Source organism: Meridianimarinicoccus aquatilis (assembly GCF_004358675.1).
Lineage (GTDB): Bacteria > Pseudomonadota > Alphaproteobacteria > Rhodobacterales > Rhodobacteraceae > Meridianimarinicoccus > Meridianimarinicoccus aquatilis.
Genome location: NZ_SMZO01000017.1, coordinates 1 through 16,935 on the forward strand (window position 1 = coordinate 1; position 16,935 = coordinate 16,935).

Annotated in this window: 22 protein-coding genes; 13 read left to right on the forward strand and 9 right to left on the reverse strand. The window is 58.0% G+C overall.

Translation table 11 applies throughout. The features are described 5' to 3' along the window. The 3 genes from E2L05_RS09105 to E2L05_RS09115 form a co-directional block, all read right to left on the reverse strand. Positions 1-682 (reverse strand): IS5 family transposase gene (locus tag E2L05_RS09105; protein WP_133342603.1). Its coding sequence is split into 2 segments (ribosomal slippage), with 683 coding nucleotides annotated over them: positions 1-361 and positions 361-682; the frame shifts between segments, so codons are not numbered across the junction. This gene is flagged as partial in the annotation. A 62-nt stretch (positions 683-744) separates the two neighbouring features. Further along, a complete protein-coding gene (locus E2L05_RS09110; RefSeq protein ID WP_133342604.1) occupies positions 745-1,329 on the reverse strand; it encodes a hypothetical protein in 585 nt (194 codons plus the stop codon). Between the two features lie 125 nt (positions 1,330-1,454). Further along, the gene (locus E2L05_RS09115; RefSeq protein ID WP_133342605.1) at positions 1,455-1,907 is read right to left on the reverse strand and encodes an Lrp/AsnC family transcriptional regulator; all 453 of its coding nucleotides are present in this window, start codon (positions 1,905-1,907) and stop codon (positions 1,455-1,457) included. A 129-nt stretch (positions 1,908-2,036) separates the two neighbouring features. Here E2L05_RS09115 and E2L05_RS09120 point away from each other — a divergent pair, with 129 nt between their 5' ends. Then, positions 2,037-2,624 carry a LysE family translocator gene (locus E2L05_RS09120; protein ID WP_133342606.1) on the forward strand — a complete coding sequence of 196 codons (588 nt, stop codon included), beginning with the start codon at positions 2,037-2,039 and terminating at the stop codon, positions 2,622-2,624. A 53-nt stretch (positions 2,625-2,677) separates the two neighbouring features. On the opposite strand, the gene E2L05_RS09125 is transcribed toward E2L05_RS09120, so the two are convergent. After that, a complete protein-coding gene (locus tag E2L05_RS09125) occupies positions 2,678-3,268 on the reverse strand; it encodes a YceI family protein (protein WP_133342607.1) in 591 nt (196 codons plus the stop codon). 288 nt (positions 3,269-3,556) lie between these two features. Between E2L05_RS09125 and rpsF the strand changes: the two genes are divergently transcribed. The 3 genes from rpsF to rplI are packed head-to-tail and all read left to right on the forward strand — an operon-like array spanning position 3,557 to position 4,812. Next, positions 3,557-3,931 carry a 30S ribosomal protein S6 gene (rpsF, locus tag E2L05_RS09130; protein WP_133342608.1) on the forward strand — a complete coding sequence of 125 codons (375 nt, stop codon included), beginning with the start codon at positions 3,557-3,559 and terminating at the stop codon, positions 3,929-3,931. Positions 3,932-3,957: 26 nt separating this feature from the next. Beyond that, complete coding sequence (gene rpsR / locus E2L05_RS09135) at positions 3,958-4,185, forward strand: 30S ribosomal protein S18 (RefSeq protein ID WP_133342609.1); 228 nt, start codon at positions 3,958-3,960, stop codon at positions 4,183-4,185. A 12-nt stretch (positions 4,186-4,197) separates the two neighbouring features. Then, positions 4,198-4,812 (forward strand): 50S ribosomal protein L9, encoded by a 615-nt coding sequence (gene rplI / locus E2L05_RS09140; protein ID WP_133342610.1) that lies wholly within the window; start codon positions 4,198-4,200, stop codon positions 4,810-4,812. A gap of 70 nt (positions 4,813-4,882) precedes the next feature. Here rplI and E2L05_RS09145 read toward each other — a convergent pair whose 3' ends face one another. Continuing rightward, positions 4,883-5,713 carry an alpha/beta hydrolase family esterase gene (locus E2L05_RS09145; protein WP_133342611.1) on the reverse strand — a complete coding sequence of 277 codons (831 nt, stop codon included), beginning with the start codon at positions 5,711-5,713 and terminating at the stop codon, positions 4,883-4,885. A 9-nt stretch (positions 5,714-5,722) separates the two neighbouring features. Further along, positions 5,723-6,244 carry a YHS domain-containing (seleno)protein gene (locus tag E2L05_RS09150; RefSeq protein ID WP_133342612.1) on the reverse strand — a complete coding sequence of 174 codons (522 nt, stop codon included), beginning with the start codon at positions 6,242-6,244 and terminating at the stop codon, positions 5,723-5,725. Between the two features lie 176 nt (positions 6,245-6,420). Here E2L05_RS09150 and gatB point away from each other — a divergent pair, with 176 nt between their 5' ends. Together gatB and E2L05_RS21250 are read left to right on the forward strand one after the other, a co-directional pair. Further along, positions 6,421-7,935, forward strand: a complete 1,515-nt coding sequence (gatB, locus tag E2L05_RS09155) for an Asp-tRNA(Asn)/Glu-tRNA(Gln) amidotransferase subunit GatB (RefSeq protein ID WP_133342613.1) — start codon at positions 6,421-6,423, stop codon at positions 7,933-7,935. Between the two features lie 231 nt (positions 7,936-8,166). Further along, positions 8,167-8,292 carry a hypothetical protein gene (locus E2L05_RS21250; protein ID WP_279512633.1) on the forward strand — a complete coding sequence of 42 codons (126 nt, stop codon included), beginning with the start codon at positions 8,167-8,169 and terminating at the stop codon, positions 8,290-8,292. A 76-nt stretch (positions 8,293-8,368) separates the two neighbouring features. Here the strand turns inward: E2L05_RS21250 and E2L05_RS09165 are convergent, their stop codons facing one another. Next, on the reverse strand, positions 8,369-8,731 hold the full coding sequence (locus E2L05_RS09165; protein ID WP_133342615.1) for a hypothetical protein: 363 nt from the start codon (positions 8,729-8,731) through the stop codon (positions 8,369-8,371). Positions 8,732-8,962: 231 nt separating this feature from the next. Between E2L05_RS09165 and E2L05_RS09170 the strand changes: the two genes are divergently transcribed. Beyond that, complete coding sequence (locus tag E2L05_RS09170) at positions 8,963-9,259, forward strand: DUF4177 domain-containing protein (protein ID WP_165971722.1); 297 nt, start codon at positions 8,963-8,965, stop codon at positions 9,257-9,259. A 7-nt stretch (positions 9,260-9,266) separates the two neighbouring features. Here the strand turns inward: E2L05_RS09170 and E2L05_RS09175 are convergent, their stop codons facing one another. Then, positions 9,267-9,524, reverse strand: coding sequence for a BolA family protein (locus tag E2L05_RS09175; RefSeq protein ID WP_133342617.1), 258 nt, complete (start codon positions 9,522-9,524; stop codon positions 9,267-9,269). Between the two features lie 97 nt (positions 9,525-9,621). Between E2L05_RS09175 and E2L05_RS09180 the strand changes: the two genes are divergently transcribed. The 4 genes from E2L05_RS09180 to cobS all read left to right on the forward strand — a co-directional run bounded on the left by E2L05_RS09180 (position 9,622) and on the right by cobS (position 13,028). After that, complete coding sequence (locus E2L05_RS09180; RefSeq protein WP_133342618.1) at positions 9,622-10,254, forward strand: DnaJ domain-containing protein; 633 nt, start codon at positions 9,622-9,624, stop codon at positions 10,252-10,254. A gap of 11 nt (positions 10,255-10,265) precedes the next feature. Then, positions 10,266-10,745, forward strand: coding sequence for a hypothetical protein (locus E2L05_RS09185; protein WP_133342619.1), 480 nt, complete (start codon positions 10,266-10,268; stop codon positions 10,743-10,745). Positions 10,746-10,757: 12 nt separating this feature from the next. Beyond that, positions 10,758-11,966, forward strand: a complete 1,209-nt coding sequence (locus tag E2L05_RS09190; protein WP_133342620.1) for a BaiN/RdsA family NAD(P)/FAD-dependent oxidoreductase — start codon at positions 10,758-10,760, stop codon at positions 11,964-11,966. A 75-nt stretch (positions 11,967-12,041) separates the two neighbouring features. Beyond that, on the forward strand, positions 12,042-13,028 hold the full coding sequence (gene cobS, locus E2L05_RS09195) for a cobaltochelatase subunit CobS (protein ID WP_133342621.1): 987 nt from the start codon (positions 12,042-12,044) through the stop codon (positions 13,026-13,028). Here the strand turns inward: cobS and E2L05_RS09200 are convergent. Continuing rightward, the gene (locus E2L05_RS09200; RefSeq protein ID WP_133342622.1) at positions 13,025-13,378 is read right to left on the reverse strand and encodes a DUF1428 domain-containing protein; all 354 of its coding nucleotides are present in this window, start codon (positions 13,376-13,378) and stop codon (positions 13,025-13,027) included. The two genes, cobS and E2L05_RS09200, sit on opposite strands and share 4 nt — an antisense overlap. 268 nt (positions 13,379-13,646) lie before the next feature. Here E2L05_RS09200 and cobT point away from each other — a divergent pair, with 268 nt between their 5' ends. Then, positions 13,647-15,536, forward strand: coding sequence for a cobaltochelatase subunit CobT (gene cobT / locus E2L05_RS09205; protein WP_133342623.1), 1,890 nt, complete (start codon positions 13,647-13,649; stop codon positions 15,534-15,536). 135 nt (positions 15,537-15,671) lie between these two features. After that, a complete protein-coding gene (locus E2L05_RS09210) occupies positions 15,672-16,892 on the forward strand; it encodes a hypothetical protein (RefSeq protein ID WP_133342624.1) in 1,221 nt (406 codons plus the stop codon). The last annotated feature ends 43 nt before the right edge of the window (positions 16,893-16,935 follow it).

Consider the following 16,935-nt stretch of genomic DNA (forward strand, 5'->3'; position numbering starts at 1 on the left):
GCGACACGCCGCCAATCCTTCAACCTGCCGAACATGATCTCGATCCGGTTGCGCCTCTTGTAGCGGCGCTTGTCGTACTTTACCGGTTTCTTCCGCTGCTTCCGTCCCGGGATGCAGGCGCGTATCCCTCTGTTTTTTAACGCTTCTCTGAACCAATCGGCATCATATCCTCGGTCTCCCAGCAGCCACCCCACCTTTGGCAAACTGCCGACCAGGGCGCGGGCACCGATGTAATCGCTGACCTGTCCTGCCGTGACGAAGAGGTGGAGCGGTCGGCCCTGGCTGTCGCAGACGGCGTGCAGCTTCGTGTTCATGCCGCCTTTGGTTCGACCGATCAGGCGTCCACGCCCCCCTTTTTCACGCCCATGCTGGTCGCTGTTCGGTGGGCTTTGAGATACGTCGCGTCGATCATGACGGTCTTCTTTTCGCCGTGTTCGGCAGCCAGACCTGCCATCATTCGGGCGAAGATACCCTTGTCACTCCACCGCTTCCAACGGTTGTACAGCGTCTTGTGTGGGCCATAGGCCGACGGGGCGTCCCGCCATCGCAACCCATTGCGATTGATGAAAATGATCCCACTCAACACACGTCGGTCATCAACGCGGGGCTTGCCGTGGGACTTCGGAAAGAAGGGTTCAAGACGCGCCATCTGCGCGTCCGTAAGCCAGAAAAGATCAGACATGTTCACCGCTCGTTTTCGAGCCGTGAATCACGCTGCAAAGCGAAGATCAATGGGTCCTGACCCTAGGCTTTTTTGCCCATCTTCCGCACGGCGCCAAGACCAAGCAAACCGGCCCCAAGCATCAATGCAGGCGCAGGAAGCGGGACAGGTGCCGGAGAGGGGTTCGGGCCTGAATATGATGTTACCGACACTGCATCGACGTCATAGCCGTCGGTGCTGGGGCTGCTTCCCGGTGTGGTATCGAGCAGGCGCAACGTATCGAACACGCCAGAGAAGCTGAACACAAAGCCAGCGGACGATGCATTGTCGATCGCACCAATGCTTGTGAACGATCCATTCGCCCCAACGAAAACTTCCGCCGTCTCAAGATAGCCTTCGCGTTTGCCAAAGGTCACTTCGTAGCTTGCACCCGGGCCGGTGAACGTTTCACCAAAGGTAAAGTCGGCAAAGCCGCCCAACCCAAGCGCCATGAACTTGCCATCCGGCGCACCAAGTGCATTCAGTGGATTGTCGCGATCATTCGACGACCCAACGGTGCCGTTGTTTGTCCACACAATGTCAGTTGCGTACAGCGTCGCGGCCGACGCAGCGCCGCCAAGCGTCACAGTTGCAAAAGCAGCAGTCGCCAAGAGGGTTGTGATCTTCATTGAACCAAATCCTGATAAATAACGTCGCCATACAATTGGCTTGCGATGGCACGGGATACACCGTCACGTGTGCCGTTTCACGTCGTTTCCCCAAAATAGGTTAACTGATAGATCAACGTTTGGTGCTATGGTCTTCCATCCTTTGGGGAGCCCATCACAACCCATGTCGTGATGGCGCTGACGTTGGGCACAACACCCAAAACATCCGTATGAAACGCTTTGTAAGCGGCAAGGTCAGCGACCTCGACACGGAGTATGTATTCAATCACACCCGTGATGTTGTGGCATTCGACCACTTCGGGTGCGGCTGACATCGCGCGTTCGAACGCCGCCTGCGATGCCTTGGAATGGTCTGATAATCCCACCCCGATATAGGCCAGAAATCCACGTCCCATTGCGACCGGGTTCAGCACAGCGCGATACCCGGAAATCACCCCTTCGCGCTCAAGTTCCTGAACGCGCCGAAGACAGGCAGAGGCGGATAACCCAACACGCATCGCGAGTTCGGTGTTGCTGATCCGGCCATCTGCAGACAGTTCTCGCAATATTCTGTCGTTGATTTCGTCTCTTTTCGTCATTACTTCACTATTCTCTTCTGGTTGCCGCATATTTGACGGCACATTGCGCCCTACTTGTGTCAATCATGGCAAAGACGGCGTCACAAGCGCAGACTTGTGAAGCCGTGACGTCGAAACCACGGTAAGATGATGACACTTGAGATTTTCGCCGCACTTTGCAGCTTTGCGCTGGTCAGTTCGATCACTCCGGGGCCGAACAACCTTATGCTGATGGCATCGGGTGTGAATTTCGGCCTGCGCCGCACCCTGCCGCATCTGCTAGGTGTCGCTCTTGGGTTCACCGCGATGGTCGCGTTGGTCGGTGCTGGGGTAACCCGCGCCTTTGATGCGATCCCGGCGCTTGAAACGGCCTTGCGGGTGGGATGCCTTGCATACATCTTGTGGATGGCTTGGAAACTGGTGCGTACCGCAGGGTTAGCAGAAGCGGGGCGCGCGGCCTCGCCAATGACCTTTTTGCAGGCGGCTGGATTTCAGTGGGTCAATCCCAAGGCTTGGGCCATGGCGTTGACAGCGGTTACCGCATACGCGCCTGACAGAACACTTGCCGCTGTTGGCATTGTTGCGGTGGTGTTTGGCATGGTGAACCTTCCGTCAATCATGGTCTGGGTCTTGATGGGCCTGCGGTTAAGGGGCTGGCTTGCGATCCCGGGGCGGCTTCGCGTTTTCAACGTGACCATGGCCGTTCTGCTGGTTGGTTCGGTGTTTCCGATGCTGTAAAGCGAAACGGGCCGCCCTATTGGACGGCCCGATGCATGAAATTGATTGGAAAATCAGGATGCTTCGCCTGCCAACTCTGCTTCAATCGAGATCACGACTTCGACCTCATCAGACACGAAAGGTGCAAACGCTTCGACGCCGTAATCGCTGCGCAACAAGGTGGTCGTCGCGTTGAACCCAAGCCAAGGCTTGCTTGCCATTGGATGCGTATCCGCTTTGTTCAGGACTGTATCCAGAACGACTTCTTTGGTTACGCCGTTCAGCGTCAGATCGCCCGTGATTAGCGCAGTTGCGTCGCCGGTCACCTCGATCCCAGTGGACACAAAGGTCACTTGCTCTTCGTCACCGGACGCATCGAAGAAGTCACCGGACATAAAGTGACTATCGCGCGCTTCCCAGCCTGTGAACATGCTGGTTACGGGCATCGACACTTTTACCGACGAATTGGCTGGGTCGGCTTCGTCGAACTGGATCGTCCCGGCAAATCCCGAAAACATGCCATAGGTGGTCGAAAAGCCAAGGTGGTTGTAGCTGAACAAGATTTGGCTGTGGCTGCTGTCGAGCGTGTATTCCACCGGCTCTGCCAGAGCAGGGGCCGACATCAGACCAAGACCAAGTGCAGCGGCGATAAGCGTGGATTTCATGAGTCCGTTCCTTGCGTTTCAAACAGCACGCGGTGCAGTCCGCGCTCGAAACTACATGTCGGTTGATTTGACGCGAAAACAACTCCGCGAAAACTCACATTGACCGTTCATCACCGAACATTTTGGAAGCCCGCCAAACTAGGGCAACAACCAACGCGGCTTGCATCAGCCGCGAAGCTCTGTATAAGGCCGCATCTTCCGCAATTTGCAACTTGGCGCAGTCTCTCGTGGACGGGCGCGGAAGCTTTAGCCCGACCTTTGAAATGCGCCCTCTGAAAAGGAGCCGATATGCCGCTTTACGAGCATGTCTTCATTTCCCGCCAGGACCTGTCGAACACGCAGGCCGAGGGCCTTGTCGAACACTTCACCACAGTCCTCGCGGACAACGGCGGAAAAGTCGTTGAGAACGAGTACTGGGGCGTCAAGACGATGGCCTACAAGATCAACAAGAACCGCAAGGGCCACTATGCCTTTCTGAAAACCGACGCGCCTGCTTCGGCCGTTCAGGAAATGGAACGCCTGATGCGCCTGCATGACGACGTAATGCGCGTTCTGACCATCCGGGTCGACGAACACGCCGAAGGTCCGTCGGTACAGATGCAAAAGCGTGACGAACGCAGTGACCGTGGCGACCGCGGTGACCGCGGCGACCGTCGTCGTTGATCGAGATAGGGAAAGGAACCTAAAACATGGCTACAAAACCATTTTTCCGCCGCCGCAAGGTCTGCCCGTTCTCCGGCGACAACGCACCCGCAATCGACTACAAGGACACACGTCTGCTGCAACGCTACATCTCTGAGCGTGGCAAGATCGTTCCGTCGCGGATCACCGCCGTGTCGTCCAAAAAGCAGCGTGAACTGTCCCGTGCGATCAAGCGCGCGCGTTTCCTCGCCCTGCTGCCCTATGCTGTGAAGTAAGGAACGCATCAGATGGATATCATTCTTCTCGAACGCGTGGCCAAGCTTGGTCAGATGGGCGAAGTCGTCTCCGTAAAGGAAGGCTACGCCCGCAACTTCCTGCTGCCCCAAGGCAAAGCCCTTCGTGTGAACCCGACCAACCTGGCCCGGTTCGAAGAGCAAAAGGCACAACTGGAAGCGCACAACCTTGAAACCCGCAAGGAAGCAGAAGCGCTTGGCGCAAAGCTGGACGGCGAATCGTTCATCGTGATCCGGTCGGCTTCCGACTCGGGCGCGCTCTACGGTTCGGTCAGCACGCGCGACGCAGCAGAAGCCGCAACCGACGCTGGTTTCACCCTTGATCGCAAGCAGGTCTTCCTGACCCGCCCAATCAAGGATCTGGGTTTGCACGACGTTGTCGTGAAACTGCACCCGGAAGTCGAAGTCACGATCTCGCTCAACGTCGCGCGCTCGCCCGAAGAGGCAGAACTGCAGGCATCGGGCAAGTCGATCCAGGAACTGGCAGCCGAAGAAGAAGCGGCAGCTGATTTCGAGATCGCGGAACTGTTCGACGATATTGGCGGCGCAGCTGTTGATGACGACGAAAGCGGCGACGACACGCCCCAGCCGGATGTTGACGAACGCTGATCGCTTTTTGCGTATGAATTGGAAAGGGCCGCAGCATCTGCCGCGGCCCTTTTTCGTTGTTCTGTTGAGTTTATTTCAACGGCAGCGCATTCAACCAGTCGACGGCCATTTCGGCCCACCCCTCTGGCACGAGATGTCCACCGGGATGGAGCGCGAGCTCTAACGCACTTTCTTCGCTGCACTCTGTCCAAGCCCGGTTCCAGAACGGGCCTTTCGTATCGAACGCCGTCGCCCGCAAGCCGGCGCAACCGTTCGCCTCGCGCCATGTGGACATGGCGTGAAAGACATCCCCTTGAAAGATCTGTCCGTTTCTAAGCGGCCGCCCTTCAAGCGGCACGGTGCCGTCTGTCCAGCCATGCGTGTGCAACAATCGCACAGGCCCGGCGCAGTTTTCTGGCTGGGGTCGCCAAAAACTCCCTGCAACAGGCAGGTACGCCGTGAAGGCATCAGGATCGGCGCAGGCAATATAACTCGCCATTGATCCCCCGATGGAATAGCCGCCGAGATAGATGCGGTCAGGGTCCAGCGCGAAACGCGCAACAGCATCGCCGCGCACTTCGGTCAAGAACGCGGCTTCGTTGCGCCGCGACGGGCGATTTGGCATGAATGACCACCCACCGCCTTCGGCACCATCGCGGCCCCGTCCGTTCGGGGCAATGACGGCAAAGCCCTGTGCCAACAATGCATCGGTCACGCGGGCGTTGTTGATCATCGCCATCGCGTTGGCGCCGTAACCGTGCAGAAACATAACGGCTGGCGGCGTTTCCACACCACCCGGCACTCGAACGTAGTACGTGCCCTGAGACGTTTCACAAGCCGCCATATCCTTTTCCGTGCACGCAGTGGCAGGCAAAGCCGCGATTGATGCAAACACGCCAAGGCCGAAGGTCAAGCCGCGCATTCCGGCGGCCTAGTTCGCAATGGGGCCGGTCGCCCGGAACCGCGGCACGCTGTCATCCGAGGCGGCCTTGCTTTCCAGGTCCGGCCAGTTCGACCTGGCGCTTTGCTCGTATCCGGGAATGTCGCGTTCCCATTTCTTAGCCACACCTTTGGTGATGTTCAGATACAGGCGATCATCCACGATACGCCACAGCGTCGGGTTGGCGGGAACCTTTGCATCGCCCGCCACACCAAAGGCGCAGTGGCCGTCGTATTGTGGGGCGTACCGATCTGGATTGGCTAAAAACGCTTCGCGATTTTCGGCTGTGGAAAAGGCGAACGTCGCGCCGTTATGCTCTGCCGTGATATCCGCGCGACCAAGCATCGGCTCTGGTTGAGCATCCCCAATCGGGGCTTGTTCAAGATCAAAATAAGATACGACATCATAGCCGGACACAGCAAAGCCAGTGTCATCAACATATTGCGGCCCGGCCAGAACCGGACCAGCGATGAGAAGTGCGGCCGCTGTGGCCAAAAGACGTGCTCGGATCATGTGAAACTCCCTTGGTGATCGAAAAGACGCTACCCGCTGCGACGCAATCGGGCATCCCCAGTTCGCAACAAGGTGATCTGGCGTGTCCGAAGCTTCGTGCAACGCAGAATGCATGCTTGAGCCTGACCCGGCAGAGCACTAAAAGGCAGGCTGACACCGATGAAGGACGCCGTGCCATGCTCGATCTGACTTATGAAACGCCAAAGCCCAAGGTCATCGCCGGGGCGAAGCATGATTGGGAACTGGTGATCGGGTTGGAAGTGCACGCGCAGGTGTCTTCCAAAGCAAAGCTGTTTTCTGGAGCGTCCACGCAATTTGGTGCTGAGCCCAATTCCAACGTGGCCTTCGTGGATGCAGGCATGCCCGGCATGCTTCCCGTTATCAACGAAGGTTGCGTTGCCTTGGCGGTCAAGACCGGTCTGGGCTTGAAGGCAGAGATCAACCTGACCTCGGCCTTCGACCGCAAGAACTATTTCTACCCCGATCTGCCGCAAGGGTATCAGATCAGCCAGTTATATCACCCAATCGTTGGCGAAGGCGAAGTGCTGGTTGATATGGGCCCCGGCGTCGCGCGGCTGGTCCGGATCGAGCGTATCCATCTGGAACAAGACGCAGGCAAATCGATCCACGATATGGACCCGACCATGTCATTTGTGGACCTCAACCGCACAGGCGTGGCTTTGATGGAAATCGTGTCGCGCCCCGACATTCGCGGGCCGGAAGAAGCCGCCGCCTATGTTGGGAAGCTGCGCCAGATCCTGCGCTACCTCGGCACATGCGATGGCAACATGCAAAACGGCAACCTGCGGGCAGACGTTAACGTGTCGGTGTGCCGTCCCGGCGCATATGAGCGGTATCAGGAAACGCAGGATTTCGGCCACCTCGGAACGCGCTGCGAGATCAAGAACATGAACTCCATGCGGTTCATTCAGGCCGCTATCGACTATGAAGCCCGCCGCCAGATCGCCATTCTGGAGGACGGCGGTAGCATCGTGCAAGAAACGCGCCTGTATGATCCCGACAAGGGCGAGACGCGGTCAATGCGGTCGAAAGAGGAAGCACATGATTATCGCTACTTCCCCTGCCCTGACCTTCTGCCGCTTGAGATCGAACAAGCGTGGGTCGATGACATCGCCGCCTCGCTGCCGGAATTGCCGGATGAAAAGCGCGCCCGCTTCGTGACGGCCTTCGGGCTGAGTGAATATGATGCATCGGTCCTGACCGCTGAAGTCGAATCAGCCGCCTATTTCGAAGCTGTCGCGGAAGGGCGCGACGGCAAGATGGCGGCAAACTGGGTCATCAACGAATTATTCGGACGTCTGAAAAAAGACGATGATCGCGCGATTACAGATAGCCCGGTCAGTCCGGCCCAACTTGGCGGCATCATCGAATTGATCACCAAGGGCGATATTTCAGGCAAGATCGCGAAGGATTTGTTTGAAATCGTCTATACCGAAGGCGGCGATCCGGCCAAGATCGTCGAAGACCGCGGCATGAAACAGGTCACCGACACGGGCGCGATCGAAGCAGCGGTGGACAAGGTCATCGCTGAAAACCCTGCGCAAGTTGAAAAAGCCAAAGCGAACCCGAAACTGGCAGGCTGGTTTGTTGGTCAGGTCATGAAGGCAACAGGCGGCAAGGCGAACCCGAAGGCCGTCAACGAACTGGTGGCGGCCAAACTGGGTCTGTGATCCGATGGGAAGCCTGCGTCGTGCTGTTGCGATCCACAATGAACGGGTCAAATTGTTCTCAGGCTTCTTAAATGCTATTGGGCTGGGGCTGATTGGTTTCGCGGTTTTGCGGCCGCTGACACTGAATTTCGCTGAAGCCTCCAGTCTGACATTCATCTGGGGGCTTGCGGGGCTTTTCCTGCACGGCATTTCACACTATGTATTGCGTATGCTCAGAACGGAGGACAACACATGACCGCCTTCGAAATCGCCGTCCCGCTTGTGGCGCTGTCCGTCGCTGTCTGCGGCGTCTACTTGCTTAGACGTGAAGCCGCCCATATCGACGAACGCAAACGCACGTCACATCCAGCCGAATAGAAGTATCCTGCGGAAGTGGGGTACTGTGCGGCAACTTCACACTCGGTGAGCGACCGGGCACAGCGAATAAAAGACATCAACTTTCCGATGTTTGCACGAGCGTGACTGTTCGCCCATCCGATGCAGCCCGATAGCAACGTCGATCCATTGCGCGCCGAACATCTTCGCTTCGCATGGATGTACAGAACAATCCGCGCCGATATTCCCAAGACCCGACAAACGGAACGCCCAAATGCGTGCCGACCAACGCCCCCCCCTCGGCCACGGTGACATCCACGCCCTCGCCGCGCAATGTGTGTCCTACGATTGCGTTGTTAAAGGCACGTCGTCTTTCAAGGCTTTCGGCAGTTTCACCGACCGATCCATAACTCGACACGTCCGGGTTACCGCAGGCGGAGAGCAGCACAATCATACCCAGAACACTACAAATAGTACGCATCGTGACCGTACCTCGCACGCAATCTACTGCCCTCCGCCCTAATGCATCTTAGCGGATTTAGGCCATTTCCGGTCAGCATCCGACAAAAGGGTTAACTCCGTACTACGCGCATGCCTGTTGCACCTGAGTGACGCTGACGCGATCCTTGCTCGCACCAATGCACCCGGCCCTTTGCCAAAGCACTGCTCCCGTCGTAAGCCATTGTCCAAGTTGATCGAAATGGGGTCCCAGATGACAAGCTACGAATACCGGGTCATTCCTGCCCCCGACCGGGCCGCGAAATTGCGGAAAAAGGGGGCTGACCCCTTTGCCGAAACTCTGTCTGAGGTTTTCAACAAAGAGGCCAAGGATGGTTGGGAATTTCAGCGCGCGGAAACGCTTCCCCTGCGCGAACGAACCGGTCTTACCGGGACACGCAGCGGGTTTCGCACCCTTTTGATTTTCCGCCGAGCCAAGGGAATTGATGACGCAGAGACCACCGGCGAAGCTCTCAAACTCTTGGAAAATCGCGAAGATTGGGCCGAGTGATCCGCGCTCAGGCGTCGATGTGGATTTCCAAAGCGTGGATGCGCACGATTAAATCGCGCCCAATCGCTTTATGAATCGCACGGTGCCGTTCCATCCTACTGAGTGGCCGCAGCGCTTCTGCGGCGATCTCCACCCGAAAATGGGTCTCGCCGCCTTCTTTCCATCCGCCGTGACCGCGGTGCGATTCGCTATCGTCGGTCACTTTTAGCCTTTCGGGCTGAAACTCTGATTCGAGTCGGGTGGTTATCTCGTGTGCAATAGCCATTTTTCGAGCTGCCCCTCTTTCTCTCTGTCTCAGAAAGGTTAGACTCCATCGCCCGCAGTTGAAATGCCGCCCGTGCGAGTCGGAAAGGTTTTTACCCATGTCGAAGAATGACCCATTCGGTTTTGATATGTCTGTATCTTCTGCAAAGAAGAAACGGACACGTGGAAAGCGAGGTATGTCAGGGGCTTTCGAGACCTCGACTCGCGTTTGCGAGCATCCGGGTTGTGAATTGGCCGGGCAGTATCGTGCGCCGCGTTCGCCAGACAGCCTTGATGACTATTTGTGGTTCTGCAAAGACCATGTGCGTGAGTACAACCTGAAGTGGAATTTCTTCAACGGCACCACCGAGGCCGAAATGGATGCGCAGATCGAACAAGATCGCGTTTGGGGGCGCGAGACCAAGCCCTTCGGTCGTCCCAGCGAAGAACAACGCGCCTGGCAGCGACTTGGCGTTGATGACCCGCATCAGGTGCTGGGCGAGAATGCGACGCAGAACCCTGGTAAATCAATTACAGGTACCCGGCGTCTGCCTCCGACCGAACGCCGGGCGATTGAGATTCTCGAAGCAAAGGATCACTGGACCAAGGTTGAAATTCGCAAGCAATACAAAGCCCTGATCAAGATCTTGCACCCCGACATGAATGGTGGTGACCGCTCTGACGAAGAGCGGTTGCAAGAAGTCGTCTGGGCTTGGGAGCAGATCAAGGAAAGCCGCAGCTTCAAGGATTGAGCACACAGCCGATGAGCCGTTTTGCCCGTTCGGGTGGTCATAAGACGGGCACAAAGTTGCGCGTGGGGCTTTTGGCAGCTGTTGTGCTGCTTGAGGGCTGCGGTGGCGGCTACACCCCCCTGGTTGCGGGAACTTGCCGTTCGGGCGCCCGCGACCCGGCGGGCAACAGCGTTCAGGTCTGCACGCCGCGCGGTGGTGGTGACACGGTTCGCATTGTGACCGGGCAAAGCGGCAGTTGGCCAACATTCCGCAATAACACTGTCAGTGGTCAACCGGCACTGACAGCCGCGCAGACAGAACTGGGGCTTGCAGCAGTCCGTTTTGATCCACGCAAGGACGAAGCGCTTTGGGCGCGCGGCTCAACCGACCAAGTGGTCCTGACCTTTGCGGCAACAAACCCCGACCGTCCGGGCAGAGCTTTAACCTTGCGCGTGCTTTTTCGCACCGCCGACGGTGCGGTACTTGGGTATCGCAGCGTCCCGCGCCCCTGATAGCTTAGGTCAATGCACGCAGTTTCCCAAACAAAGGCGACAGTTCGTCCTGCCGTCGTCCTTGGCGCGGGTGCCGCAGGAATGATGTGCGCGGCGCAGGCCGGCGAAGGCGCGCTCTTGGTCGATCATATGCCCGTGCCAGGTGAGAAGATCCGCATCTCTGGCGGAGGCCGCTGCAATTTCACCAATATGCACACGGGCCCCGAGAATTTCTTATCGGACAATCCCCATTTCGCAAAGTCTGCCCTCAGCCGTTATACGCAATGGGATTTTCTGGATCTCGTTGCAAAGCATGGCATTGCTTGGCACGAGAAAACATTGGGGCAGCTTTTCTGTGACGACAGCGCACGCCAGATCATCGATATGCTCAAAGCGGAAATGGACAGTGCCGGGGCCGACCTGTGGCTATCGACTACGGTGGGCGACATCACCCATGCGGACGGTCATTTCACCATTGACCTGACGCGCGAAGGGCGCACTGTGCAGGTGCGAACACCCGCCCTGGTTGTCGCGACGGGCGGCAAGTCGATCCCCAAAATCGGTGCCTCTGGGCTCGGCTACTCCATCGCAAAGCAGTTCGGATTGAAAATGGTTGCAACCCGTCCTGCTTTGGTACCTCTCACCTTTGGCGATAGTTTCGCCCAACTTGCAGGTGTTGCGGTGGACGCACGATTGACCGCGAATGGCACGTCTTTCGACGAAGCATTGTTGTTCACCCATCGCGGCTTATCCGGGCCCGCAGTTCTTCAAGCCTCAAGTTATTGGCGCGAAGGCGATGATATTGCCGTCACCCTGCGCCCCGGCACAGACCTGGTTGCGATTCTCCGCACCGAGCGCGCCCGTGCAGGCCGACGAGACATCGCCACAGTTTTGGGCGAAGCGATCCCGAAACGATTGGCTGAATATGTCACGACCTCAAGCAAGGTCACCGGGCGACTGGCCGATCAATCCGACGCGGACCTTGCCGTGTTGAATGGCCAAATGACTGATTGGCGGCTGCGCCCAACGGGGACCGAAGGGTACCGCAAGGCTGAGGTCACCGCAGGCGGGGTCGACACGGCCAGCCTTGATTCCAAAACAATGCAGGCCAAGACTGTACCGGGCCTGCATTTCATTGGCGAGGTGGTTGATGTGACCGGCTGGCTGGGTGGGTATAACTTTCAATGGGCTTGGTCCTCGGGCTGGGCAGCTGGAACCGCCATCGCCGCGCGCCGCGGATGACTGTTGTGCTGGCCCTTCCCCTTGCACCCTCGCGCAATATGTTGCACCACCGAGGCGATTAAAAAGGGCAGCAACATGGCAGACGGCAGCATGGACGTGAACACCAAACCCACCGAAGACATCTCTGTGCGCGACGTGTTCGGCATCGACACCGATATGGTGGTAAAGGGGTTTGCCGAACGCTCTGACCGCGTGCCGGACCTTGACCCGACCTACAAGTTTGATCGGGACACCACGCTGGCCATTCTTGCCGGATTTGCCTTCAATCGCCGGGTGATGATCCAAGGCTACCACGGCACCGGCAAATCGACCCATATCGAACAGGTCGCCGCCCGGCTGAACTGGCCACTGGTTCGGGTCAATCTGGATAGCCATATCAGCCGGATCGACTTGATCGGTAAGGACGCGATCAAACTCAAAGACGGCAAGCAGTATACCGAATTTCAGGAAGGCATCCTGCCCTGGGCTTTGCGCACACCGACGGCCATCGTGTTCGATGAATATGATGCTGGCCGCGCCGACGTGATGTTCGTGATCCAGCGCGTGCTGGAAGCCGATGGCAAGCTGACCCTCTTGGACCAGAACAAGGTTCTCAGCCCGAACCCGAATTTCCGCATCTTCGCCACAGCCAACACTGTGGGCCTTGGCGACACGACCGGCCTTTACCACGGCACCCAACAGATCAACCAAGGCCAGATGGACCGTTGGTCTTTGGTCGCGACACTGAACTATCTCAGCCATGATGCCGAGGCTGCGATCGTGCTGTCAAAATGTCCGCACTACAATACGCAGGAAGGCCGCCAAACCATCAGCCAGATGGTGACGGTTGCCGATCTGACGCGGACCGCGTTCATGAATGGCGAGTTGAGCACGGTCATGAGCCCGCGCACAGTGATCGCCTGGGCGCAGAACGCCCTGATCTTCAAAGATGTTGGGTATGCGTTCCGGCTGTCCTTCCTGAACAAGTGCGACGAACTGGAACGGCAGACTGTTGCCGAGTTCTATCAGCGCTGTTTTGCAGAAGAATTGCCCGAAAGCGCCGTCAGCACGTCGCTGGGTTAAGCTTCGAACACAGTTTCAAACCCGCCGATGATCATCCGCTTGCCATCAAATGGCATCGGCGTGTCGGCGGGATCGAACCGAGGGTCGGCCATGGCCGCCGCCCAACCCGCATCCCGCGTGGCTTTGTCCGGCCAAATTACCCAAGACAGCACAACAGTTTCCCCCTCGGCGCATTTGACTGCCATAGGGAACGACGTGACCTCACCCTCGGGAACATCGTCCCCCCAGCAATCGCGCACGGACAGCGCCCCATGGTCCAGAAACACACCGGCAGCCGATTTGGCATGTGCAATGAAAGCTGCCTTGTTGTCATCAGGCACTGACGCCGCGAACCCATCTACATAAGCCATTTGCACACTCCTTTCAGGCTGTGATCCTCAAAGCCTAGCACACTCTTCATCATGTGCGCACAAAACAAGCGTCGCTTTTCCGTCTGAACAGTCGCGGTCGGCAGGATTGGCCCCGTCCGCAAATTTGGAAAGCCCGATAAACTCGCCGTGTCGGTACTGGCCAAATCCGTGCGAAGGCTACATAACCGGTGCCGTGCAGTGTGCGTGTCAACGCGGGTGCTACCCGATGGCGACGCACCTGCACGCCGAAGTTCAGTGAAAGACGCTCATGGCACAGTCAGACAACCCGTCGGAACCGTTTAAAAAGGCCCTTGCCGAAGCGACCCGCGTTTTGGCGAACGATCCTGACATGTCGATCAGCTATTCCGTTGATCCACCAGGGATGACCAACGACTCTGTCCGCCTGCCGCAGGTTAGTCGACGTATGACCGCATCTGAAGTGCTGTTGGCACGCGGGACGGCTGACGCCTATGCCTTGCGTCGCCGGTTTCACAACGAAGCGACCCACGCCCGATATGTCCCCCAAGGGCAAATGGCCCGCGACATTTATGATGCGCTGGAGACCGCCCGCTGCGAAGCTGTCGGCGCACGCGCCATGCCCGGCACGGCCGGGAACATAGATGCGAAGATCGCCGTCGAAGCAGACCGTCGCGGATATGCCCAGATAGACGAGGCTTCTGGCGCGCCATTGGCCGTCGCGGCAGGGTATCTTGTGCGCCATCTCGCAACCGGGCGCGACCTTCCCGATGCCGCCGACAACGTTATGAAACTCTGGCGCGAGCATATTGAGCACGACGCAGGCGAGACGTTGCAAAACCTTGACGACAGCCTGCGCGACCAGACCACATTTGCAAAACTCGCCCGCCAGATCATCGAAGATCTTGGCTATGGCGACCAACTTGGCGACGATCCAGACAACGAAGAAGATAGTCAGGACGAAGCTTCCAGTTCTGAAGACGAACAATCGCCCGACACGACACCACCTGACGAAGACGACCCCGACCAGAACGAAGAAGCCAGTCCGGAGCAGTCGCAGGACGAAACGCAAGATGCCGCCGATGCGCAGGTCAGCATGGATGACATGGCCGACGCAGAAAACGCGGACGAGACGGACATGCCGGATGGTGATGCCCCGCTAGAGCCGCCCTCAGCCCCGAAAGTATCCGAGGCGGATGCAAATTACACGGTGTATGCGACCGAGTATGATGAGGAAATCCGCGCCGAAGATTTGGCGGAGCCCGTTGAGCTTGAACGCTTGCGGGCCTATCTTGACCAACAGCTTGAGCCGCTCAAAGGCGCTGTTTCAAGGCTGGCCAACAAGTTGCAGCGGCGGCTTCAGGCCAAGCAGAGCCGCAGCTGGGAATTTGACCGCGAAGAGGGCATTCTGGATGCTGGCCGTCTCGCCCGCGTTGTCGCCAACCCCACGACGCCCCTGTCTTTCAAAGTTGAGAAAGACATGGAATTCCGCGACACGGTGGTCACTCTTTTGCTCGACAATTCCGGGTCCATGCGGGGGCGGCCCATTTCCATCGCAGCGATTTGCGCCGATGTTCTGGCCCGCACGCTGGAACGCTGTGACGTCAAGGTCGAGATTCTGGGCTTCACCACACGCGCCTGGAAAGGCGGTCAATCGCGCGAGGCATGGCTGAACGCTGGACGTCCGCAACAACCCGGCCGCCTGAACGATCTGCGGCACATCATTTACAAATCCGCCGATGCACCATGGCGGCGCACGCGCCCCAATCTTGGGTTGATGATGAAAGAAGGGTTGCTGAAAGAGAACATCGACGGTGAGGCCCTTGAATGGGCGCATCGCCGGACGGTTGGCCGCCCTGAAGCGCGCAAGATCCTGATGGTGATTTCGGACGGCGCACCAGTGGATGACAGCACGTTGTCAGTAAATCCGGCCAACTATCTGGAAAAGCACCTGCGTGACGTTATCGCCATGGTCGAGAAACGCCGCGCCGTGGAACTCATCGCAATTGGCATCGGCCATGACGTAACGCGCTACTACGACCGCGCGGTGACGATCACTGATGTTGAGCAGCTTGCGGGGGCGATGACCGAACAACTGGCGGGTCTTTTTGACAGCGACCCACGTGCACGGGCGCGCGTCGTGGGCATGAAATCCGGCGGGAGCCTGCGCCGCACAGGATAATCGCATATCTTGACAAGAATTGTCAGAATTTATAACTGACCTCAACTCTCCCAGCACATGCACGCAAGGCCGAGTCCCCCCAACACCAAATGGGGCGACAAAGGTTTGTCGGCCCCGCAGAATGGAGAGAGCCAAGTGCGACTCATAATTGCTTCCGGAGCAATCCTGCCCCTTTGCGCTACTGCTGTCATGGCGACCCCCGTCAGCCCGTTTCTTCTTGCCGATCAAAGCGCCGATCAGGTCGTTCTATTGCAGGATATCAACGGTGACGGTGACACAAATGACGCCGGCGAAGCCACAGTGTATTTTGACGCCAGCAACGCCTCTGGTCTCGCCACACCGACGGGAAACGTCTTTTCGCTAACTCAAGCGGCCGACGGCGTTGTCTATCTTGGTGACGGCTCAACTGACACTGTGTATCGCACTCAGGATATTGATGGCGATGGCAGCGCCAATGGCGATGGCGAGTCGCAAGTGTGGTTCTCTGCCAGCGAATCTGTTTCTGGCTTTTCGCTCAACACGCCAAATGGCATTGCCCAAGGCCCGGATGGCGCGATTTACGTCGTCGAAGCCGACACCACCGGCAACCCAAGCGGCGACTGGGTTTATCGCACCGTTGACCTGAATGGCGACGGCTACGCCAATGACGCAGGTGAAGTCACCCAGTGGCTATCGTTGAGCGGGCTGAACGCCTCTTCGTCGCCGTTCCAGATCGATTTTGATGGCGACACAGCCTATATCGCCGATACATCAGGAACAACGCCCGACACGATCTATGCCGCGCGGGACGCGGACGGCAATGGCATGATCGACAGCGGCGAAGTGACCGCTTTCGCGACCGAGGGCGCGGGAACGCTTGCAAATTTCGACCTTGCTGTCGCGGCTGGGAACGGCACCGTTTACACGTGGCAATGGTTGGCGGATGAAGGCATCGCGTCGGTGTTTGGGCTGACCGACCTTGACGGGTCTGGAACCATCGACGATCCGTCGGAAACAATGGAATTGTGGAACACATCGCTGCTAACGGGAACGTACGATTTCCTCGCTGGGTTTGGCATGGCCCTGAACGATCTCACAGGCGAATTGTTGATCACCTCGAACGATTCCAATTCGGAAGGCGACTGGGTCATGCGCTTGCTTGACCTCGACGGTGACGGCGCTTTTTGGGGCACCGGCGAATGGTCGGCTGTCGCATCCCGTTCAGATGGCGGCGTCTATCCGGACCGGGCGCGCCAAGTTGCCTTCTACAGCGCATCAGCAGTCAGTTCTGTTCCATTGCCGGCGTCCCTGCCAATTCTGGCGTCGGCTATTTCGGGGCTTGCGCTATTGCGTCGCCGCAGGCGCAAGGCCTTGTGAATCGGGGGGCATAACGTCTAACTGTCGTGGTCGGGGTTTGTCC